Annotated in this window: 16 protein-coding genes; 4 read left to right on the top strand and 12 right to left on the bottom strand. The window is 46.1% G+C overall.

Translation table 11 applies throughout. The features are described from left to right. Nucleotides 1-61: 61 nt before the first annotated feature. Entirely contained in the window at nucleotides 62-802 is a 741-nt protein-coding gene (locus tag DF182_RS01735; RefSeq protein ID WP_245957346.1) for an FkbM family methyltransferase, read from the top strand. On the opposite strand, the gene DF182_RS01730 is transcribed toward DF182_RS01735, so the two are convergent. The 12 genes from DF182_RS01730 to DF182_RS01675 all read right to left on the bottom strand — a co-directional run bounded on the left by DF182_RS01730 (nucleotide 756) and on the right by DF182_RS01675 (nucleotide 15,558). After that, nucleotides 756-2,015 (bottom strand): WcaI family glycosyltransferase, encoded by a 1,260-nt coding sequence (locus DF182_RS01730; protein ID WP_113613967.1) that lies wholly within the window; start codon nucleotides 2,013-2,015, stop codon nucleotides 756-758. The two genes, DF182_RS01735 and DF182_RS01730, sit on opposite strands and share 47 nt — an antisense overlap. Nucleotide 2,016: 1 nt before the next feature. After that, nucleotides 2,017-3,414 (bottom strand): undecaprenyl-phosphate glucose phosphotransferase, encoded by a 1,398-nt coding sequence (locus DF182_RS01725; RefSeq protein ID WP_113613966.1) that lies wholly within the window; start codon nucleotides 3,412-3,414, stop codon nucleotides 2,017-2,019. A 47-nt stretch (nucleotides 3,415-3,461) separates the two neighbouring features. Beyond that, the gene (locus tag DF182_RS01720; RefSeq protein WP_113613965.1) at nucleotides 3,462-4,199 is read right to left on the bottom strand and encodes an FkbM family methyltransferase; all 738 of its coding nucleotides are present in this window, start codon (nucleotides 4,197-4,199) and stop codon (nucleotides 3,462-3,464) included. Next, on the bottom strand, nucleotides 4,183-5,298 hold the full coding sequence (locus DF182_RS01715; RefSeq protein ID WP_113613964.1) for a glycosyltransferase family 4 protein: 1,116 nt from the start codon (nucleotides 5,296-5,298) through the stop codon (nucleotides 4,183-4,185). Before DF182_RS01715 ends, DF182_RS01720 begins: the two co-directional genes overlap by 17 nt. A gap of 7 nt (nucleotides 5,299-5,305) precedes the next feature. Further along, nucleotides 5,306-6,733, bottom strand: a complete 1,428-nt coding sequence (locus tag DF182_RS01710; protein ID WP_113613963.1) for a hypothetical protein — start codon at nucleotides 6,731-6,733, stop codon at nucleotides 5,306-5,308. 17 nt (nucleotides 6,734-6,750) lie between these two features. Then, on the bottom strand, nucleotides 6,751-7,665 hold the full coding sequence (locus tag DF182_RS01705) for a nucleotide-diphospho-sugar transferase (RefSeq protein ID WP_147243314.1): 915 nt from the start codon (nucleotides 7,663-7,665) through the stop codon (nucleotides 6,751-6,753). Beyond that, nucleotides 7,662-8,372, bottom strand: coding sequence for an FkbM family methyltransferase (locus tag DF182_RS01700; protein ID WP_113613961.1), 711 nt, complete (start codon nucleotides 8,370-8,372; stop codon nucleotides 7,662-7,664). Before DF182_RS01700 ends, DF182_RS01705 begins: the two co-directional genes overlap by 4 nt. Next, a complete protein-coding gene (locus DF182_RS01695) occupies nucleotides 8,365-9,714 on the bottom strand; it encodes a flippase (protein ID WP_161964025.1) in 1,350 nt (449 codons plus the stop codon). Before DF182_RS01695 ends, DF182_RS01700 begins: the two co-directional genes overlap by 8 nt. Continuing rightward, nucleotides 9,707-12,073: a GumC family protein gene (locus DF182_RS01690; protein WP_113613959.1), complete on the bottom strand. Its 2,367-nt coding sequence runs from the start codon at nucleotides 12,071-12,073 to the stop codon at nucleotides 9,707-9,709. Before DF182_RS01690 ends, DF182_RS01695 begins: the two co-directional genes overlap by 8 nt. Before the next feature lie 7 nt (nucleotides 12,074-12,080). Next, nucleotides 12,081-12,839, bottom strand: coding sequence for a polysaccharide biosynthesis/export family protein (locus DF182_RS01685; RefSeq protein ID WP_113613958.1), 759 nt, complete (start codon nucleotides 12,837-12,839; stop codon nucleotides 12,081-12,083). Nucleotides 12,840-12,932: 93 nt separating this feature from the next. Further along, nucleotides 12,933-14,135: an acyltransferase family protein gene (locus DF182_RS01680; RefSeq protein WP_113613957.1), complete on the bottom strand. Its 1,203-nt coding sequence runs from the start codon at nucleotides 14,133-14,135 to the stop codon at nucleotides 12,933-12,935. 223 nt (nucleotides 14,136-14,358) lie between these two features. Continuing rightward, a complete protein-coding gene (locus DF182_RS01675) occupies nucleotides 14,359-15,558 on the bottom strand; it encodes an acyltransferase family protein (RefSeq protein ID WP_113613956.1) in 1,200 nt (399 codons plus the stop codon). 220 nt (nucleotides 15,559-15,778) lie between these two features. Between DF182_RS01675 and DF182_RS01670 the strand changes: the two genes are divergently transcribed. The 3 genes from DF182_RS01670 (at nucleotide 15,779) to DF182_RS01660 (ending at nucleotide 20,347) form a co-directional block, all read left to right on the top strand. Then, nucleotides 15,779-16,045, top strand: coding sequence for a hypothetical protein (locus DF182_RS01670; RefSeq protein ID WP_113613955.1), 267 nt, complete (start codon nucleotides 15,779-15,781; stop codon nucleotides 16,043-16,045). A 93-nt stretch (nucleotides 16,046-16,138) separates the two neighbouring features. After that, on the top strand, nucleotides 16,139-17,104 hold the full coding sequence (locus DF182_RS01665; RefSeq protein ID WP_113613954.1) for a phosphatidylinositol-specific phospholipase C: 966 nt from the start codon (nucleotides 16,139-16,141) through the stop codon (nucleotides 17,102-17,104). Nucleotides 17,105-17,725: 621 nt separating this feature from the next. Continuing rightward, nucleotides 17,726-20,347 carry a ferritin-like domain-containing protein gene (locus DF182_RS01660; protein ID WP_113613953.1) on the top strand — a complete coding sequence of 874 codons (2,622 nt, stop codon included), beginning with the start codon at nucleotides 17,726-17,728 and terminating at the stop codon, nucleotides 20,345-20,347. The last annotated feature ends 509 nt before the right edge of the window (nucleotides 20,348-20,856 follow it).

The following is a 20,856-nucleotide window of genomic DNA, read 5'->3' as shown; positions in this document are numbered from 1 at the left end:
CGTTTTTTTGTTTGTTAGAAAATCTTTTTATTCCCTTCATTACATCGTTTATAAAATGAGTATGTTAGGATTGGGAATAGGGAACTATGAAAATGAACGGGTGTCTGGAGAAAGGGCTTTTATCCGTCATTTGAAGAGGAAAGGCTTGTTGTCATCAGGTGTGATTTTCGATATTGGTGCTAACGTGGGGAACTATTCCGAAATGTTGCGGAGATATGAGGTGCAGTTACCGATCTTTGCTTTTGAGCCGCATCCGGCCTCTTTCAGGAAGTTGGAAGTAATGGCCACAAAACACGATTTTACGCCGGTATGGATGGCTGCCGGGGACCAGGAAGTCGATACCGTGATGTACGACTATTCCGGCAACGGAGGTTCAGAACATGCCAGCATGTACAAGGAAGTTATTGAAACCCTGCATGATGGCCTGGCCGAGGCTGTCGCTATTACGCAAACCACACTGGACGAATATGTGGCGTCCAGGCAGATTGATGAAATTGCTTTGCTGAAAATTGATACAGAAGGACATGAGTTGCCTGTACTAAAAGGTGCTAGTGGCTGCATCGCCAGTGGTATGGTGAAAGTGATACAGATTGAATTCAATGAGATGAATGTGATTTCCCATACTTTTTTCAAAGATATCGTTGACCTGCTACCAGGATATGATTTTTACCGGTTGTTACCCGATGGACTTCGGGCATTGGGTAAATACAATCCTGCACACTATGAAATTTTTTCCTTCCAGAATATTGTTGCCATCAGGGCAACGGAGCCTGTAGCATCTCCCGTTCGAAACGTTCCATGATATGATCAATGGCCAGTTGCTCCAATGCATATTTACGGGCATTCTCTGAAATATGAGATGTCTGTTCCTTTAATGTTTTCATGATAGTATGACTTAATGCGGCTGCATCATCTGCTTTCACGGCAACACCTATTTGGTGATGGTTGATCAGTTCAAACAACCCCGAACCTTCATTGGCTGTAACAATCGGTACGCCGCCTACTGCCAGGATGGTGGTGAGTTTGGATGGCATCACCAGGTCACTGGCCTGTCCTTTCTGGATAACCAGATGGAGGTCGGCCATGTTCAGAAAGTGATTGAAACTGGAAGCGGGTTGTAGCGGCATAAAACTGAGATTCTGTAATTGCCAGGAGGCAGCAATAGCTTCCAGCTGCTGACGATAAGGTCCGTCACCGCAAATCACAAAGCGGAGAAATGGTTGGTATTGCAGCTGCCTGGCTGCTTCCAGCACTGTTTCCAGCCCCTGTTTTTCTCCAAGTGCCCCCGAATACAATATCACTTTGCTATTAGGCGGAAAGCCAAATTGTTCCTTGAGGGCTGAACGGTCTTTCAATGGAAAAAAGCGGTTGACGTCTACCCAGTTGGGAAACAGCAGAACATCTCTGGATACTTTGGCGGCAATATTACTGACCATCTGAGGCGAAATACTGGAGATAATATCAGCCTGCCGGAGGATAAAGTTTTCCAGCCGGAACAGCTGCTGCAGCAGCCAGGGAGAACGTAGCATTCCCAGGTTACGGGCTGCTTCTATCTGCATGTCCTGGATATGATAAATGAAGCGGGTAGGACGTAGCTTTTTATAACTGGCGGCCAGCAGACCCAGATGAAAAGAAGGGGCAATCGTGATCACAAAATCAAACCGCCGTTGCAGCAACAGCTGCAGCATTTTTCCGGAGGCTGCAAGGCTGAAGGAAAAGTCCTGCAATACCCGCTTCTTCCCTGATGGCTGTGTCGGCACATAATGTGGACAACGGTATACCTTGATTGGTTTATGTCCTGCTGTTACATTTTCTTTTGAAAAAAAATATTGATTACGGCGGTATACCTGACTGATCTTCCATTCGGGGTAATAAGGATAAGTGGTCAGTACCGTACAGTCATATCCCCTGGCTGCGAGCCAGTGGATCAGCTCTCCGTTATACTTACCGATGCCATTGGGTTCCGGTGCGTAGTTGGAGGTGATCATGAGTATACGTTTGGCAGGTGTTTTCATGTCAGTAGGCATTTTTATCTCCTTTCAGCATATTAACGATCGTCTGGAAAACAATCTGACAATCGAGCCAGAAGCTGTAGTTTTCAATGTACCAGTTGTCCATATAGATGCGTTTCTGCCATTGGTCTATACGGTCGCCCTCACCTCTGCAGCCGTTGACCTGCGCCCAACCGGTGATACCTGGTTTTACCAGATGTCGCAGCATATAGTGTTGTATGGTTCTTTTCAGCTCCAGATGATGCGGCGTTACATAGGGCCGTGGGCCTACAAAAGACATGTCCCCTTTCAGTACATTAAAAAACTGCGGCAGCTCGTCAAGGTTTGTACGACGCAGGAATTTGCCGACAACTGTTACCCGCGGATCATTGCGCAGGGTGGGTCTGAATACGCCATTACTATCGTATTCAGTGTTCATCTCCATCGTTCTGAACTTATATAAGGTTAGTTTTTTGTTTTTCAGCCCCCATCTTTCCTGCTTATAGATAACAGGACCCCGGGAGGTGATTTTTATCAGAATGGCGATCAGCAGGAATAGCCAGGAGAAGGTGATAAGCATAAAAACAGTGAAGCAGATGTCAAACAACCGCTTGAATTGCTGATTGCCTGTGTGATCCAGCGGGGAGGAGCGGATGGTGATCACCGGAAAGTGGCCGAACAGGCTCATACTCACCGTGGAAGTACAATGTTTATAACAGTTGGCAATGATCTTCACACGTTTGGCTGCTTTTTCGCTGGTGACGATAATGTTTTCGGTTTCTTCCCGGCTGCTTTCAGGGATGGCCAGTACCACATCATCTATCTCATGATTTTCCAGAATATGCCCCAGTGCGGAAAGAGGGCCCAGGTATTTGCCATTGAGAGCATGATTGGGTTCATTGTCTACAAAGCCGATACATTGATAGCCAAAGTGGTCGTTGGCTGCAATGGTATTATGGAAGTGGATGGCGGTTTCTCCGGCACCTATGATCAGAATATTTTTCACGTTATATCCTTTCATCCTGATCCGAAGGAAGAGTTTTTTGATCAGGATTTTGGAGAACATCATACCGATGAAGATATAACCTGAATATATACCGACGAATAATCTCGGAGAGTAGAACATTTTAAAGAAATAAAACAAGGTAAACGTCAGAATACACACATGCAGCAGCAATGTTTTAATGAGCGCCATAAATTCATAGGAGAATGGACGGGAGCGGAAGTCCTCATACAGGTGAAGATGAACCCCGGTAGCTACCCAGGTGATGATGCTGATACACAGCACGGGTATGTTCAGTGGGTAATGTAGCACCTGTTGGAGGGCACAAACGGTCTGGTGTGTCAATAGATAAGCAATGGTGAGCACCAGGCAATCTATGAGTTGCCTTAGCAATAACGGCACATTAACAATGGTTTTCATAATCACGAATGCATAATCTGTTAAAAAAAAGTATTTCAGCTTATTTACTATCTGTCTCTTCGTTGGTATAATAGGTCCATTTGCAGAATCTGCAAATTGTCTGACTGAAGAAATCCTACGGGGGCTATAAAATCAAAGCCAAGCGATTTTACAAAATGGTGCATTTCATCGAAGAGCGGCTCGCCGCTGTACATAGGAATGAAGGAGGTTTCAAACAGCAGATAGTCTATTTGTTGCAGGGTAGCGGTTGCGCCGCGCAGTACTTCCTGCTCAAAGCCCTGTACGTCCAGCTTCAGCAGGGTGGGGCTTTTCAGTATAAGGTCCTGAAGGTGATCGAGCTGTGTTACCGGCACTGTCATTTTATGAGTACGGGCTGTCTGGGGTTGCAGCTGTATCTGTTCAGGAGATACCTGTAATGCTGAGCTGGCGTGGGAGTATTCGTTGCTGTAAAATTCCAGCGAACCCTCGCTGCTGCCCAGTGCGAAATTGAAGGTCTGGATGGCCGGTACCTTCCTGGTATGTTGCTGCAGCTCTTTGTAAGTGGTCGGTACGGGTTCAAAGGAATAAACATGTGCCTGTGGATAGCGGTGTGCAATGGCCAGGGCAAACTGGCCTATGTTGGCACCCACGTCCAGTACGGTATGCAATGCCGGGATATAGTGACTGCAGTTATAAACGAGCTGTGTGGAGGCCACAGAAGCTCCTCCCTGCAGAAAGGCGCCGGGGCCTCTTCCCGACCGGATCATCACTCTGGCAGCATCTGCCATTTTAAACAGGATATTCATCTTCGGAAAATTTATGGTTCCAGCAATGGTGATAAAAGCGGATCGTTTCCGCGATAGTGGTTTTCCAGGAAAAAAGACTGGCCTGCCGGTATCCTTTTTGAATCAGTTGTTGCCGGAGCGTGCCGGACTCCAGCTGGCGTATGCAGGCTGCAAATGTTTCTGCATGGGGTATTTCAGCCAGCAGACCGGCATCGCCTACTACTTCAGGGACAGAGGTCCGGTTACTGCCTACTACCGGACATCCGGCTTTCATGGCTTCTCCCGGTGGAAAACCAAAACCTTCGTATATAGAAGGGTACAACAAACAGAAAGCCTGATTATACAGATAGTTCAGCTCCTGATTGCTGACAACGGGCAACAGCTGATACCGGCCGGGTATACGTTGCTGTAGAAGCTGTATTTCCGCGCTGCTGGCAGAACCACCGCCCACGACTATCAGCCGGTATTCGCGGGGAAGCAGGGCAATAGTAGCTACCGCGGTCTGAAAGTTTTTGTAGTGGTTACGTCCTCCCACATACAATACAAAAGGTTTCTGTGTCAGTAATGCCGGCAGCCCGGGTGGGGGAGCAGGCGTATGCGGAAAAAAATCATCGCTGATGCCATGATGGATCACCCTGATTTTCCCGGGATCTGTTTGCGGATAAAAATGTAGTAGCTCTTGCCTTGTGCTGTCAGAGATACAGATGATACCATCTGCTTTGCGGATACCATAAGCTTTCTGCCGGATATTGACAAGGCTCCTGGGAAAGGCGCTGGACAATTTCCGTTCATGTGCAAAATCATGTACGGTGAGGATGTTCAGCACATCTTTTTGCGGAGATACCCGTAAATATCCTCCATGGAAAACAGCACGGGCAGGCAGTCGGTACCGGAGCGGCAGATAACGCAGCACACCGGCGGGCAGCATACTTTCCCGAATGCAGGGCCAGCGCTGATAAGCCATCTGTTGTTCAAATACATTACCCGGAGCCATGCCCGCATTCAGTAAATGAACGGAAAGCCCGCTATGGCATACACCTTTCAGCAACTCATACCAGTAGGCCGAAACACCTCCGGCCCGCTGAATCGTAAAAACAATATTGTCCAGGTATACTCTCATTTTTTCTTTAAGTTAATAGTGGCTCATGTACCAGTTCTTCGTCTTCCTCAGGTACGCTCAGGCATAACAGCGCCACGATCAGCAAAAACAAATCTATCTGGCTGAAAAAAAAGCATACGGATATATATACCAGATAATTGCGCTGGAATAGCGGTATCTCTCTTTCAACCCGTGTCAGCAGTAAAAAGAAAAATATCAGGCCGAATATGCCAAATTCTGCCAGAATGTAAAACCAACGCATATTCAGGTTATGTCCACCCACACCTTCCATGGCATTCATATATCGCAGCTGCCCTGAAAAATACTGGGAAGGGATAAAGGAACTGTTACCAGGGCCATACCCCGTCAATAAGAGATAAGGGTGGTCTTTCAGAAAATCCACGATCGGTAGTTCCATGTCCCGCTGAAGCGGAATGCCCAGCACCTGGTTGTCTTCCTGCCAGTATTGGGTATCGTATCTGCTGACCGAGCGTTCCAGTAACATGCGGGCAACAGGCTGATCACGGTTCTCCAGATAATATTTCATTAAAAAGTCTTTAGCGCTGGCAATGAGCAGAAACAAGCCAACGATCAGGCTCAGGCTGGCCAGTATCTTGAAACGCACACGATAAATGGGCTTCAGCAATACAAATACGATGAAGGCAGCGAACAAATTAATCCAGAAGGTTTGCGATGAAGTCTGCGCTGCCATCAGAAAAACCAGGAACGCAGATTTGTATTCGCGGTCACGCAGAAAAACCGGAATAGTCAGTGACAGGAAGGCGCAGAAAACCTTAGGTTCACCAAACAGTGCCTGTACCCTTACTCCGAGGAGGCCGTTGATGTCTTCCAGCATATATCTTTGTTGTAACCCGAGTAGTTCGCTCAGTATGTCGTTTTTTAACACCAGCTGTACAAACAGTTGTACAACACCCAAAGCGCAGGCAAACAATGCAATTTTTTTCATGGTGGCCAGCATCTGTTCAAAAGAGATCGTGTCTCTTTCCCGTAAGATCCTGGCACCGATAGCCAGCAGCGGGATATAGTTTTTGAGATAGAAATAAAGCGGCCGGAGATAATAGCTGGTGGTGCTACCCTGAATGGAGAAGGGATCTTCATACAACTGCGTCACCATCATCACCAGTATCTGGGAGATAAGCGGGAACACCAGTACGAACAGGTATTCCTGCCGGATAGGCTGACGGCCGGACAATACCTGATAACACTGGTCGATGGAGATAAAGAGGGCAATAAAAAAGGATGCATTAAAGGTAGGGCCAATGGTCATCACGGTGTATGCCTCGGTAGCAAAGGCATACAACAGCATCTCAAGGATGTTGATGCGCTTCCGGTAATAGGCAGTCAACAGCACTGTAGCTATCACCAGGGGCATGCTTTCCCTGAAAATTTCCACAAAAAGATAGTGGCTTCGAACGTCCATGTAGATGGGTTCCATGGTCTTATTTTTTCATTTCACTTTTTAAGCATTAACTGCTGGTATAACCTGAATAATGCTGGATTGCCTTTGATCACTTTCCGGACAGTTGTATACAGGCGACTGGGCGAAAACATCACTGATGCAGCGTAGTGGTCTGCTGCTTCATCCAGTATACGTTGTTCCGGATGAGTGATAATGGGTAGTTGGCCGTATACAATTTTTTTAAACCATCCCGGTTCCCGCATGGTATGCGTAGAGGCGGTACCATAACCGGTGTTTCGTACCAGGCTCAGGTTGGGGGTGATGGTCCAGCCTTTGTTGAACCATACGGACAGAAACCACTGTACGTCCCAGGTGTCGAGCTGTTGCCGTAGTATCGCTTTCATATCATGCTTCAGGGTAGTGCTTAAGCCTTCAGTAGAAAGACCCTGATAACGTTCCATGGTAAAGTCGTACTGTTTCCATGCTCTTTTCCAGGAAGCCCATCCCCATATATGCGCAAAGCGGGAGTAATAGTAGGAGGCATGTCCCCGGTGTTTACCAAACTGGAAGTTGCTGCCGTTGATGTGCATCACGGCCGGATCATGGCGGTAACGCTGTAACATCGCAGTACAGAAGGAAAAAAAAGTAGGGTCCGGAAGGCAGTCATCTTCCAGGATGATACCTTCTTCTGTTTGTTCAAAGAACCAGGAGACAGCACTGCTGACAGCTTTTCCGCAGCCAAGATTGTAGTGGCGGAAGAGAGTTTTTACTTCACAGGGCCAGTCGATGGCTGAGAGTACGGCCTGTCGGGTTTCTTCACAGAAGAGGGCTTCGGCTGGCCTGTCGGGCCGTGGTCCGTCTGCCGCCACAAACAGGTGTGCCGGCCTTTGCTGTCGCAGATAGGGCATCAGCGTCCGCACCTTGTCGGGCCGGTTGAATATCAATAGTAAAACCGGTGTGTTCATCATAACCATTCATTGCCTTTTAACCGGTTGTTCCGGAAGAAATAAGTGTAATAGGTTTTGGCAAAAATGCTGTAACCCATTTCCCGCATCAGGCAGAGTAATTCGCTGTCGCCTTCCTTTTCCAGCTCAAATGGCTGTGATTCTACCAGTACATAGGATGGCCGGTATTTATCCCAGTTATTGGAGCGGAGTACTTCCAGGTCCATTCCTTCTGCATCGATGGTAATAAAATCGATGGGAGTGCCGGGGTCCAGGTAGTGGTCCAGTATATCGGCCAGCGGACGGGTTTCCACCTTTTTCCGATCAATGACCTGGTAGCAGGGCTCCTGGGTGTATTCCAGCACTTTTTCTGCAGAAAAGGTATTCAGTGCCGGTTCGTTAAAGATTGCGTAGGTAAGCTCTTGCAGAACACCGGAAACACCCATCTCCAGATTGATGTCTTTAGGCCGGTATTTGTTGAACAATGCCTGTGTGCCGGGAAGCGGATCAATATTGATTCCCCGCCAGTTTCTTTTGTAAAACAGGTAAGTGTTGGAAAAACGGAAGGGGTGATGGGCGCCAATATCTACATAAACACCTTTTTTCTTTTTTTCGAAAATACGTTTGAGGATAAGGTCTTCCCCTTCCGAGCTGTAGGCCATCACACTGTAGCGGATGCGGGGGAAGAGTGCGGAGACGATTTTTCCGGCAATATTTTTCACATTATTCATTGGTGATTGATTTATGTGAATTGGTAAACAAATAGCTGTTCCATGACTTGCGCAGGGCATGGCTGAAATCTATTATGTCAGCGTATATCCTGGCGGGGTGTATCATTTCGCGGGTCAGTAACCATGCCTTTCCGCTGCCGTCCAGTACCGCCATCATGATGTAGACCCCGAAATAGGCCACCACTGTGGCAATGGCAGCACCTTTGCCGCCCATATGAGGTATTAGCAGAAAATTGATGGCGATGTTCAGGGCGAGGCTAACCATATTGCCATACAGATACAATTTGTATTTCCCTTCTATAAAAAAGTATTGTACCATCGCCATCATCAGGAACACCGGAATGGCAGACCAGATATGGATCCGGAGAATAGCGGCTGCGGTGGTGTAGGCGGTACCGTAGAGTAAGGGAATGAGTATTCCGGCCGACAGGCTGATCGCCGCCGCCAGCAGGAGGCTGATAAGACAGGAGGCCCGCAGCCATCTACCCAGTGTTTGCAGATAAGCCTGCTCATCTTCCTGTTTTTTCCTGAACAGCATGGGAAGCATAGCCGTGGACACTACGGTAGGGAGAGCGTTCCATAGTTCAGAAATACGCACAGCCACTACATAGTTACCCAATTCTTCCGGCGTACTCAGTATGTTGAGCAGTATATTATCAACCTTCATAAACAGTACTACGAGGAGGTTGGCCATGATGAGTACCCAGCTTTCCCCCAGCAACCGCCGGGCCATACGGAAGTTCACCTGTTTGAGTGACAACGGCGCAAACTGCAGACTATACCGGCCCAGTATCCAGGCGTAGGTAACGGCCAGCTCCAATAAGGAGAGCCAGAGGAAAGTGAGCAGCGATGCACCATAAAAAATAGCCAGGCATTTGAGGGCACAAAAAAGCAGGAACACAGTTACCTTAGGTACGATCACGGTCTTCAGACTGTTGTTTACCTGATAAAAAGCATCCATCACATCAAATGACTGAAACAGCATCGTAAAGGATGAAAAGATGATGCAGAGCAGATACACCGGATCGGGGTCCAGCAGATGAACGAGGAGGATGCTGAGAAACATGCAGGCCAGGGCGGCTATCAGCCGCATAAGAGCAATAGTGCTTACAATACGGCCCTGCTCTGTTTCACTGGCCATTAGTTCCTTTATTGCCAGTTTGTCCATCCCCAATATCGCGACACTGCCCATAATAGCGCTGAAGGCAATGGTGTAGTTCCATATGCCGAATATGCGGGGACCCAGGTGCCTGGCCAACAGGGCCAGCACCAGTATACCCGGAAAGAGCTTGCTGATTTTATCCATCAGCAGCCAGCTGCTATTTTCAAATACTTTACGCAATTCTTTTCGCTGTTTTTTTGAAAATGGAGGTCCAGTTACCCTTGCGACGCTTCTTCTCGTTGTAGGCATATTTGCCATAGTAGTAGTAAGGGTAGAAGGTATCCTGAACAATACCATTAAAAATGATTCCCTTCTTCTTGAAAATAGTTTCTTTGATATTTTCTTCTACCGCTATCAGCTTCACTTTCTGGGTGAAGTTGTAACGGATGGCAAACAGTGTACAGTCTACGTATTGTGCAATGCTTTTGGCATCTGAAACAATCCCTACCGGTGAAGTATCGATGATGATATAATCGAACCTGTTTTTGAGTTCTGCAAGCAAAGCCATCATACGCGGGCTTTCTATCAGCTCTATCGGGTTGGGTGGAATAGGGCCGGAAGAAACAAGGAAGAGGTTATTGGTGTCCGGTACTACCCGGATGATTTCTTCCATTGATTTGTTGCCCACAATATAATTGGTGATGCCGGTTTCATGGTCCAGTCCCAGGAAGGTGGACAGTTTGGGTTTACGCAGGTCCATTTCCAGGATGACGACCTTTTTATTATTCACCGTCAGTGAATTGGCCAGATGGGCCGAAATAAATGTTTTGCCTTCTCCGGAAATACTGGAAGTGATCATCACAGTGGCAGGTCCTTTGTGGTCTGCCAGCAGGAAGCGCAGGTTGGTGCGGAGGTTAAAAACCTGTTCTGTGAGTACAGAGTGGCTGCTGAGGGAGAAGTCGCGTATGCCTTCTGTTTGCTGGAAGATTTCAGCACTGACAGGCAGGTTGAATATCTGCTCGATTTCTTTCCGGCTGATTATCCGTGGATTGAGGAAATATTTGATGTATACATAAGTACTCACGGCTATCAGTGTTAGTACCACAACAACGATATACACCGTTGACCTTTTGGGGAAAACCGGTTTCTCCGGTACAAAAGCCGGTGAGATGACTTTGTTGTCGATCACGTTGCTGGCGTTGGTGACGGCAGTTTCCTCCTTTTTCTTCAGTAGATAGAGGTAAAGGTTTTCCTTCACGCTTTGTTGTCTTTTGATATTGATATATTCCCGGGCGTAGGAGGGGATATTGGCGATCTGGCCCTGTATGCTGTTTACTTTTTCCTGGGTGGCTTGCTGTGCTACGTCGGCATTGCGGCGGTACCCGCTGATATAGCTGCGGATAGTGTTTCTGGCAGCTTTCACCTGAGCATCCAGGTTTTCCATCAGGAAGCTGGATGGTTGCAGGGAGAGTGTCAGTTTGCGCTGTGCCTGAAGAGCTTCTTCATAGCGGTTGATCATACCGGTAAGGGTTTGGTCTACCGTGCCGGTCACCGGGGCAAAGGGGGCTTGATTTTCGGGGTTGTTGATATATCGTTCCACTTCGTCCATCACCGACAATTGCAGATTGGCTTCACTGAGTTTGATATCCGCTTCTTTTACCTGTTCCAGGGCCAGTTTGGAGCTGGCATCGATATCGGTGATACCGCGTTCTACCTTAAACCGTTCTTCCTCTTGTTCCAGCAGGCTGAGTTCATCTTTCAGGGAGTCCAGCCGGGCATTCAGGAAGTTGATGGTTTTAACGCCGGCTTTGTTTTTATCGCTGAGGGTATAATCGTTGTATTCTTCCAGCAAGGCGTTGAGAAAATCCGCGCTTCGCCGGGCTACAGGGTCCTTGTAGGTGATCATAATCACGGTGGCGTCGCGGTTTACCAGGGCGGTGGTGATATCGGCTACCGACTTGTAGGACATTTCTATCGCGGAGTCTACCCGGATGTGGTAGGGGGCTGATGTAGCAAGCGGAATACGTTTGTTGGGAACCAGGGCGAAGGTGTCTTTTCCTGCTTTAAAGGGCCTGTTGGGCGCGACAAGGAAATGTACTGCTTGTTTGGTTTTGCCGATATATGCAGTCACGTAGTAGTGTTGCTGATAGGGGGTGATATCAAAGGTATAATTACCGGTGCGTGAACTGTCACTCAGTACTTTGATCATGATGGGGGCCTGGGGATACCATTCCTTGCTCTGCAGATGCTGTTTGGTGAAATACCGGATATTAAAATGATTGCTGCTGATGACCCTTTGTAGTAGGATGGGAGAATGCAGCAGCTCCATTTCGTTTTCCATGTTTTTACCGCTGCCGAGCAGGGAGAGTGACTTCAGGATATCAGCTTCCTCTCCGCCGCCATTTTTCTTTTCATCCTTCAGGTACAGGCGTGCCGAGGACATATAGGAGGCGGGTATATACCGGATAAAAGTATATCCGGCACCCATAGCCAACAGGATGGCCAGCAGGTATAAAGGCCAGTGAAAAAGCATTTTCCTGAACAGGTCGCTCATGTCGAGAGCGGCCGGTTTGTTGTGTATTACTTTGAGCTTTGCCATGGTGTTTTCATTTACTGAGTAATACAATGGTGGTGGCCAGTGAAATAACGCTGAGTATAACCGGTAGTAAAGGAAGAATGCGCGAGTTGCCAAGCTCCTTACCCGGGCCGGGTTTGATATATATCACATCATTATTGGCCAGATAATAATAAGGTGATCTCAATGTTTTGCTGCTGTTGAGGTCCAGTGTGGTGTAATACTTCACGCCATCTGTTTCACGGATGACCATTACATCTTTCCGGATGGCGGAGGGGTTCATGTCTCCGGCCATGCTGAGGGCATCGAGGATGGAGGCTCTTTCAGCGCCGATCCTGAAGGTGCCGGGGTGGGCTACATCTCCCAGTACCGAGACTTTGAAGTTGACCATACGGGTAGAGACATACACATTTCTGAGTGTTTTGGACAGTTCAGCGGTTACTTCTTCATTAATGACCTTGGTGGTTTTGTCCCTGACATACAGTTTTCCGATGATGGGAAGACTGATATAGCCGGTGCTGTCTACCAGATATCCCTGATCTATGCCAGTTCCCGATGGATTCGGAGGGCTGACCAGATTAGGGTTAAAGAGTTGGCTGACGTCCTTGTCCGGCGTACTGACGTTGATCTGTAATACGTCTCCTGGCTGTATCCTCAGCTGAGGGCATTTTTCAAGAGAGTCAGTGCCGGTTTTGGCAGCAATGTCGTTGAAATAAGTAATTTTCCTGCTGCCGGTGCATCCCGCCAGATAAACGGACAGGACCAGCAGGATAATTCGGAATGACTGCATACACCTGATACTTTTAGATGATAACAACAAATTCAATTGTGTCTTATATAGCAGCGCCGGCCGGTGCTTTTCACAGTGGCGCAAATGTTTTTTTCAGGATGCCAGGACGCTTTTCCGGGAAAGGGTGGCTTGTCTGATTTTGTCCTGGGCGGGTTGTTCAAAATAATAGAAAACGGCCATGCTCAACAGGAACACCATGCTCACAAACAGGATCATAGCCCAGGGTGAGAGCAGCAGGTGTCGGTCAAGATGAAACTGCTGCATGAGCAGCACTGTGACGATCTGCAAAGGGAAATGCAACAGATAGATCGCATAGCTGCAGTTGCCCAATAAAGCCCAGCGGCGGTGTAGCTGTCCCCTGACGGTTTCCAGTAATACCAATGACAGGATAGTACAAGGGGCTACGGTAACCCTGAACAGAAGATTTCTGATCACTCCATATATGTCGGCAGCTTTATCCGGGCTAATATTCGGGTTGAGCCGGATGATGCCGTAGTTACATATTTGCTCAAAGAAAGGGTAATAATAGAATATGACTGTGAGTGTCCAAAGAATAATGGTAAGGATTCCTATTATTTTAAAATATTGTCTGGCCTTATTTTGTTGCAGGATATAAGAGTAGGTATAGTACAAAAGAGATCCCAGGAAAAAGGAGAAGACCCCTTTTCCGATCAGGATGTCATAGTGTTGCATCACCGCGCCTGCAGGTATCAGCAGTAGCAGGAGCATTTTGTTGGTGTGCCATTTCAGTTTACAGATAAGGAAGAAGAGCAGGTACAGGAATATTTCCACGGATACGGACCAGGAAGGTGCATTGAAAGAGGGGCCTACTTCCACGCCCCAGTTTTGCATAAAGAGCAGGTTGAGACAGAAGTGATAGATGTCGTTGTATTGTATGAAAAAGTAGTGTCCCATCCGTCTGTACATGATTGCCTGTAATATAGCCACGGCTATCAGTGTTACCAGATGGAGCGGGTACAGCCTTGATATGCGGTAGATGGAAAATTTTTTAAAATTGATTTTCCCGCTGGCGATAGCATTGGAGTATAACCAGAAGAAGATAAAACCCGATAGTTGGAAGAAGATATCTACTGAAAGCATACCATGTGTATAAAACAGCGATAGATATGGGTAGAGTGGAAGTTGAGGATTCAGGTCGCCTTCCGGTACGAATACGTCACCGGGGTAGAAGAATACCTGCCAGTGAAACAATATCACAATGATAGCCGCAATGCCCCTGAAAGCATCCAGACTGTGAAAATAGGCTGGTGTAACTTGGTTACGGGTTTCCATCATAAAATATGATTAAAGGGGGGTTACCAATGTGCGTTTCCGATAGCTGGAAGTTAACAAGAATTTGGACTTGAAGATGAGTCTGAATTTGAATGAACAGAATAACCCATATTTTGAATGATGAACAAAATGAATAAGCAATGTGTGCCATAAATAAAAAGATGCAGGTACCATTGTATTGATACCTGCATCCTTTTATTTACACTTTTTATAGATCAAATATTGGTCAGGATGTCGTTACGCTTTTTTCGGGAACGGCAGTTTGCCTGATTTTGTCCTGGGCCGGCCGTTCAAAATAATAGTAGGCAGCCAGGCTTAGTACACTCAGTACACTCAGAAAAAGAAGCATCGCCCATGGAGAAAGGAGCAGATTCCGGTCGAGTTCGAATTGTTGCAGGATCAATACTGCGGCAATTTGTAAGGGGAAATGTAATAGATAAAAAGCATAACTGCAGTTGCCAACTACAGCCCACCAGTGGTGAAACTGCCCTCTGACGGTTTCCAGTAATAAAACAAAAAGAATAGTGCAGGGGACTACCGTAATCCTGAAGAGAAGATTTCTGACTATTTCGTATTGGGCAGCAGATTGTTTGGGGCTGATATTGGGACGGAACAATCCGTTAGCATAGTCCCATGTCTGTTCCTGGATGGGGTAATGATAGGATGTGATTACCGGTATCCATAATATTATAGTTAGTGATCCTATTATTTTAAGGTATTTTTTTGTTTTGTTTTTTTGAAGGATATAAATAAATATATAGTATAGGATGCCACCGAAGAAAAATGAAAAGATTCCTTTCCCGATCAGCAGTCCGAGGTGCTGTAAAGCGGCACCTGCCAGTATTAGAAGTAACAGGATGGCTTTATTGGTGTGCCATTTCAGTCTGCAGATGAGGAAAAAGAGCAGGTACATGAGGATTTCCACTGATGTAGACCAGGAAGGCGCATTGTGGGAGGTGCCTGCTTCGAAGCCCCAGTTCTGTACGAAGAACAGATGGAGAAAAAAATGGTAGGCGTCGTTGTGCTGAATGACAAAATAGTGTCCCATAAATTGCAGCATCAGTAGTTGTAAAATTACTACTGCAATCAGTGCAACCAGATGAAGAGGGTAGAGCCTTGATAAGCGATAGACAGCGAATTTTTTAAAATCAGTTTCTCCGTCTGCTATTTTGGTTGAATATAACCAGAAGAAAATAAAGCCGGAAAGCTGGAAGAAAATATCTATAGATAACGAACTATAGGTATAAAAAAAAGAAAGGTAGGAATATAAGGGCAATGCGGTGTCTTTCTCTCCGCCGGGGACAAATACGTCATCGGGGTAGAAAAACTTTTGCCAATGAAACAATACAACAGCAATAGCCGCAATACACCGGAGGATGTTGAGGCTGTGGAAATAGTGTGGGACAGCAATGGGACGGGCTTCCATCTTGAAATGGGGTTTAGAGGTGTGTCTTATAGGTTGAGGCCGTAAGTTAGCAAGAATTCGGATGTGATGAAGAACGGATATCAATTGAATGAAATAGTCAGATTTTTAAAAAGTGAATAAAATGAACAGGCTGTGTGTGCCATAAAGAAAAGAATGCTTATATTAGAATAATGATCCCTGCGGAGATATTGTACATTTTTTGAATTCCCAATATGCGAACATGAAATACAGAATTGACTTCAGAGGCCCCCAGGAGGCCCTGCTCTATACCGCTGTTTGCAGCTCCATACCGGAAGTTGAAATATTACTTCAACAAGTATTGCGATACGACTGGGCCGATGAACACGGTGCCTATACAATGACCTTATACGATCTGTCATCGGAGCATGAGCAGGTTGTTCATGTATATCGTTTTAAAATGGAACCTCCCTATACACAGGAAGCTTTTGCGGCCCACCATGCAGCGCAGGGCGGCACCTCCCTGTAAAAGCCCCGGCTGTTATTGTTACCAAATCATTAATTCACATCCCCGGATAGCTAAAATCCGGGACGATTTGTTCACCTTAGACAAACTATTACTATGAAGAAAAAGACCCTTTTCCTGGCACTTGCCACCTGTGCTATCTTTGGCTGTAAGAAAGAAATGCTTGACAGCACTAATCCCTCTATTCACGCTCTGTCCACCAGCAATGCAGGTATCGGTACCCTTGCTGTTGCGCTGAATGGCTGGATGAGCAACCTCCCCGACAACACCAATCTGACAGCTCTCTCTATTCCCGGAACACACGACAGCGGTGCGCGTTTTGAGCCTATTGGCGGTACCGCCAAATGCCAGGACCTTACCATTGCCCAGCAACTGGATGCCGGCACAAGATTTCTGGATATCAGATGCCGTCATATTGATAATGCATTTGCCATCCATCATGGAAGTATCTATCAAAACATGAACTTCACAGATGTGCTGAACGCCTGCTACGCCTTCCTGGCCAACAATCCCGGCGAAACCATCGTAATGAGCGTGAAGGAAGAATACGATCCCAGCAACAATACCAGATCATTCGAGCAAACATTTGACAGCTATACACAATTGCAACCATCAAAATGGTATCTGGCCGCCAGTGTTCCCAACCTCGGACAGGTAAGAGGTAAAATTGTGCTCCTCAGAAGATTTGGTGCTTCTGGCACACCTAAAGGCATTGATGCTACGAACTGGGCCGATAATACCACTTTCTCCATCAACAACGCGAACGCCAATCTCCGGGTGCAGGATCAGTACCAGGTGCCGGATAACAATGTTAAATGGACCAACATCAGCAATCTGTTTACAGAAGCCAGGTCAAGTAACCCATCTACCTTGTACATCAATTTCACCAGCGGTTACAAACCACTGATATTTGGTATTCCAAGTATCACCAGTGTTTCCAACACCATCAACCCGCAGGTGAACAGCTACTTCACCAGCAATACCCATGGCAGGGTAGGAATTCTTCCCATGGATTTTGCCACCGCGGATAGAAATACACTTATCATCAATACTAATTTCTAATTACAAGAAAACATTTAAAAAAACCTTCATCTTCCCGGCGGAAGGTGGAGGTTTTTTTATGCGTTAATGAGATTTTATTGCAGTTTTTTTTCTTGTACTGATAGTTTTTAACGTGACTGCAAATCTGCTGCATAATGACATTGTAGTTTTACTGCGATATGGAAACCTTAGATACAAGTGCGTGTATCTGATAGCTATTTAAAGTCACACTCAATCATGGTAATACACTATGCCGTTGTAATTGGGAAACCAGTTTAATTAAAGAAACGAAAGGAATAAGAAATGAAAAAACCATTAGTTATTTTATCGATTGGCATCTGGAAGCATTTTTTAGTTAATAAGCACTATTGTTCTCCTTCTTAAAGTGTCTCTGACACTCATTTGCCTCTTTTTATGTTTGGCTGATTGCATAAGTTCCCTGTCTGACAGGCAGCGGTCTTATGACAGGTAATGAATGTTTGTTGCTGAGCAGCAACATTGTAACCGTGCATACCACCCCCTCTTAAAACTAACTCGTGACAGGTTAATAAACCTGAATGCCCATTCATTGTGTAAACCGTTTTTTAAACGTGTGACAGATCAGCATGTCACTCATCGAATACTTTTAATTAAATACTATCTATGAGCTATTTACAATTTCCCCGACTTCATTTTTCAGGAAAATTCCAGTCCGACATCCCGACAGTTAATAACCCCCGAAACTATTATGATAATGATGATTTCCAGACGAGTTATCAGCTGCCTGCCTATCCGATAGGTAACGGTGGCCCCAGTCCCAACGGAACCGGCAGCTGGCGGCTTTATAACTGTACTGTTCAACGTGTTACTTACCTGGATGGCACCACTTGTGATGATGCTACGCTGGACCCCATTATCGGCATGCCTTTGAGCGGAGTAGACAGCCGGGTGGATGGTAAAATGGTGGACCTTGATACCGATGAAAAAACAACTGAACTGTGGGGATTTCAGGTGATAGTGGGCAATGGTGATAATGCTGTTTTTCAAGGCGAGTATGAAGTGTCTGCTTTTAGTGACTATTGGTTTCGTGCACAGGACGCCATTTTCGGCGATCTTGGAGGCAGTGCGTTTTATCAGAGTGTGCTGAATATTGGCAAATGGAACAATGCCATAAAATCCCGTTACCTGAATGAACTGGCGGCAGGTTTGCCGTCCGGACAGGCCCCGGAGAAACTGAGCATTAAATTCAATCTGGATGCTTTCGATTTTAATCCCAGTTCTACTACCTTTCTTTTTGGCCGTATTACAGGAACCATTGGCAGATATCTTCCTGCGGAACCACTACATTTTGTAAATAACCGCACGCTGTTTCCCAACCCTGCTGCGCGTATTGGCCTTAACACTGCTTACTGCAAAGTAGACAATGGCGTGGTGCATGTTGATCTGGGAAATAGTCTGCCTATGGAGAAAGGTGTCACTGCCAATGTTGATCAGATTTACCTGGCTGTGTTACCAGCTACCGGAGCACCGGTATTACTGGGTGAGATCAACTATGCAGAAACCAACTGGTATGCTGCTACGGCAGGTGTGGTATCTATACCTTTTACGCCGGATAAAGCTGCATTAATTGAGAATAACCCACTCGCCATTTTTCATACTGCATCCGGCAGAACATTACTGCAGGAAAACGAGGGAGGTATATTCGTGAATGCAGATGCATTTACATTCCGCTTTAACCCCGGAGAAAAACAAACGGTCAGGTTATATGCAAGTGCTTTGGGAAAACCGTTATCCAACCAGGTTATCCGGCTGTTTAATGTTCCGGGGCGGAGGACTAAGCCAGGTGCTCCGTCTGCAATAAGTTTCCCGGATACTGTTACTACCAATGCAGCCGGTGTAGCAGAAATACCTGTCACAGCCAGTGATCCGGGAACACCCAGAGGATTTATTGATGGGCAGGTGTATTATATCGGCTACTCATTAGGGAATATACGTAGTAACAATATGGTTATGATAAAAGTATATTCCGGGTATAAGGTACCTGACCAGCCTACCTGGATGGAGCATGTACAGCCTATTTTCCAGCAGTATGCCAATCTGTATCCGGTGATGAAATCTATTGTAGACCTGTCTAACTATGCCAGTGTTATGCAGCGGCTGCATGCGTTGAAAAATGTTTTCAGACTACCTATCTCCAGTCCTAATTATATGCCTGTTACCCGGGATCTTTCCGCTGCGAAGCTGGAAATGCTCCGTAAGTGGCTGGATAATCCGGTGTATATGAAACTGGACAGTATTGAGCATCTGAAGCAGGCATTACAAACAGCCCTGGAACTGGAGCATGCTACCATTCCTCCATATCTGTGCGCTTTATATAGTATAAAACAGGGGCATAATATTGAAGTGGCTGAATTGATCAGAGGCGTTGTAATGGAAGAGATGCTGCATATGGCGCTGGTATCGAATCTGTTGATTGCTATCGGTGGTAGCCCTGATATGGTGCATCCCGCGTTTGTACCGCGTTATCCTGCTTCGTTGCCAGGTGGTCTGCGTGCAGGCCTTACCGTTCACTTGCGTCGCTGCTCCATAGAGCACATCCGTGATACCTTTATGACGATTGAAGAACCGGAAGAAGTGATTCAGACAAAAATGAAGGCGCTTAATCAGCAATGGCCGGAAGGTTCCAATCCATATACCATTGGCTGGTTTTATGATGAGATCAAGCGTGGACTGACCGATTTGAGTAAGGCTGGAAAAATTACTTTCGGTAATGAAGATAAACAGGTTAAGGAATGGAACGGACAAGGAAAGTTGTTCGCTATTAAAAATTTGCAGGATGCGCTGAACGCACTGGAACAGATCAAAGATCAGGGAGAAGGTATGTCTGCCAACGATCCACAGGATGGAGATGGTGAGCTGGCGCATTATTACAAGTTCGCTGAAATAGTAAACGGACATCATCTGGAACGTAAAAAAGACGGCACCTTTGCATATACAGGAGCTAAAATACCTTTTGATCCCAAAGGTGTATGGCCGATAGAAGATGATCCGCAACCAGTGAACTATCCTGAGAACTCCCGTGCTCAGATATTGTCTGTACAGTTTGCACAGTCTTATCAGGCTATGTTAAAGGGACTGCATCGTACGTTCAATGGTGAGCCAGCGTATTTGCAGGAAGCTGTAGGTACTATGTTTGCACTGTCTCTGATGGCCCGTAAGCTGGTGGAAACACCTACTGGTATTGGTAATGGTACTACCATGGCACCTGCTTTTCTGTTGCCGTAAACAATGAATGTCCAAACGTAGTTGCCTGATATTGTTGTGCTGTTTGAAGTGTATCATTTTGAACAGCACAACAATTTATATAGCATGAATGTGTTGTTGCCAACCAGAATTTAAAAAAAAGTTTTCAATTTTAGTTTTTATTCATAAATTTATTTTCTCATTTTGCCATATAGAAAAAAACCACAAACACCAACTCAATAACCAGGAAACCTAAAAAAGTAACAGATTACCCAGTAAACATTTTATTATCAAACCCGACATTTTAATACTGAATTTTTTATGCAGTATAGCCAGCGCAATTCCTTTATAGCTGCCATACCATTAAAAGGGAAGCAATATTGATTAACTACACCAGCAGGAGGTTGAAATATTAAAAGAGTAAATGATCGCTCGTTGTTCATCTGTCAGCTCTTCTTTTTCAGATATGCATTTGGTCGCGGAAAGATCCGTTGACGCTTATGAATTGAATACTACTTTTCGTACTGGCCAGGCATAACCTGGTTCAAGCT

Origin of the sequence: Chitinophaga flava (assembly GCF_003308995.1) — a bacterium.
GTDB lineage: Bacteria > Bacteroidota > Bacteroidia > Chitinophagales > Chitinophagaceae > Chitinophaga > Chitinophaga flava.
The sequence above is the reverse complement of the archived record's forward strand: the minus strand, read 5'-3'. Positions and strand labels throughout refer to the sequence as shown.

Excerpts from the sequence above, each read along its gene's own strand:
- DF182_RS01670 (WP_113613955.1), top strand. The coding sequence starts at position 15,779 with ATGAAATACAGAATTGACTTCAGAGGCCCCCAGGAGGCCCTGCTCTAT.
- DF182_RS01680 (WP_113613957.1), bottom strand. The coding sequence starts at position 14,135 with ATGATGGAAACCCGTAACCAAGTTACACCAGCCTATTTTCACAGTCTG.
- DF182_RS01725 (WP_113613966.1), bottom strand. The coding sequence starts at position 3,414 with ATGAAAACCATTGTTAATGTGCCGTTATTGCTAAGGCAACTCATAGAT.
- DF182_RS01705 (WP_147243314.1), bottom strand. The coding sequence starts at position 7,665 with ATGATGAACACACCGGTTTTACTATTGATATTCAACCGGCCCGACAAG.
- DF182_RS01665 (WP_113613954.1), top strand. The coding sequence starts at position 16,139 with ATGAAGAAAAAGACCCTTTTCCTGGCACTTGCCACCTGTGCTATCTTT.
- DF182_RS01660 (WP_113613953.1), top strand. The coding sequence starts at position 17,726 with ATGAGCTATTTACAATTTCCCCGACTTCATTTTTCAGGAAAATTCCAG.
- DF182_RS01675 (WP_113613956.1), bottom strand. The coding sequence starts at position 15,558 with ATGGAAGCCCGTCCCATTGCTGTCCCACACTATTTCCACAGCCTCAAC.
- DF182_RS01720 (WP_113613965.1), bottom strand. The coding sequence starts at position 4,199 with ATGAATATCCTGTTTAAAATGGCAGATGCTGCCAGAGTGATGATCCGG.
- DF182_RS01715 (WP_113613964.1), bottom strand. The coding sequence starts at position 5,298 with ATGAGAGTATACCTGGACAATATTGTTTTTACGATTCAGCGGGCCGGA.
- DF182_RS01700 (WP_113613961.1), bottom strand. The coding sequence starts at position 8,372 with ATGAATAATGTGAAAAATATTGCCGGAAAAATCGTCTCCGCACTCTTC.
- DF182_RS01730 (WP_113613967.1), bottom strand. The coding sequence starts at position 2,015 with ATGAAAACACCTGCCAAACGTATACTCATGATCACCTCCAACTACGCA.
- DF182_RS01685 (WP_113613958.1), bottom strand. The coding sequence starts at position 12,839 with ATGCAGTCATTCCGAATTATCCTGCTGGTCCTGTCCGTTTATCTGGCG.
- DF182_RS01690 (WP_113613959.1), bottom strand. The coding sequence starts at position 12,073 with ATGGCAAAGCTCAAAGTAATACACAACAAACCGGCCGCTCTCGACATG.
- DF182_RS01735 (WP_245957346.1), top strand. The coding sequence starts at position 62 with ATGTTAGGATTGGGAATAGGGAACTATGAAAATGAACGGGTGTCTGGA.
- DF182_RS01710 (WP_113613963.1), bottom strand. The coding sequence starts at position 6,733 with ATGGAACCCATCTACATGGACGTTCGAAGCCACTATCTTTTTGTGGAA.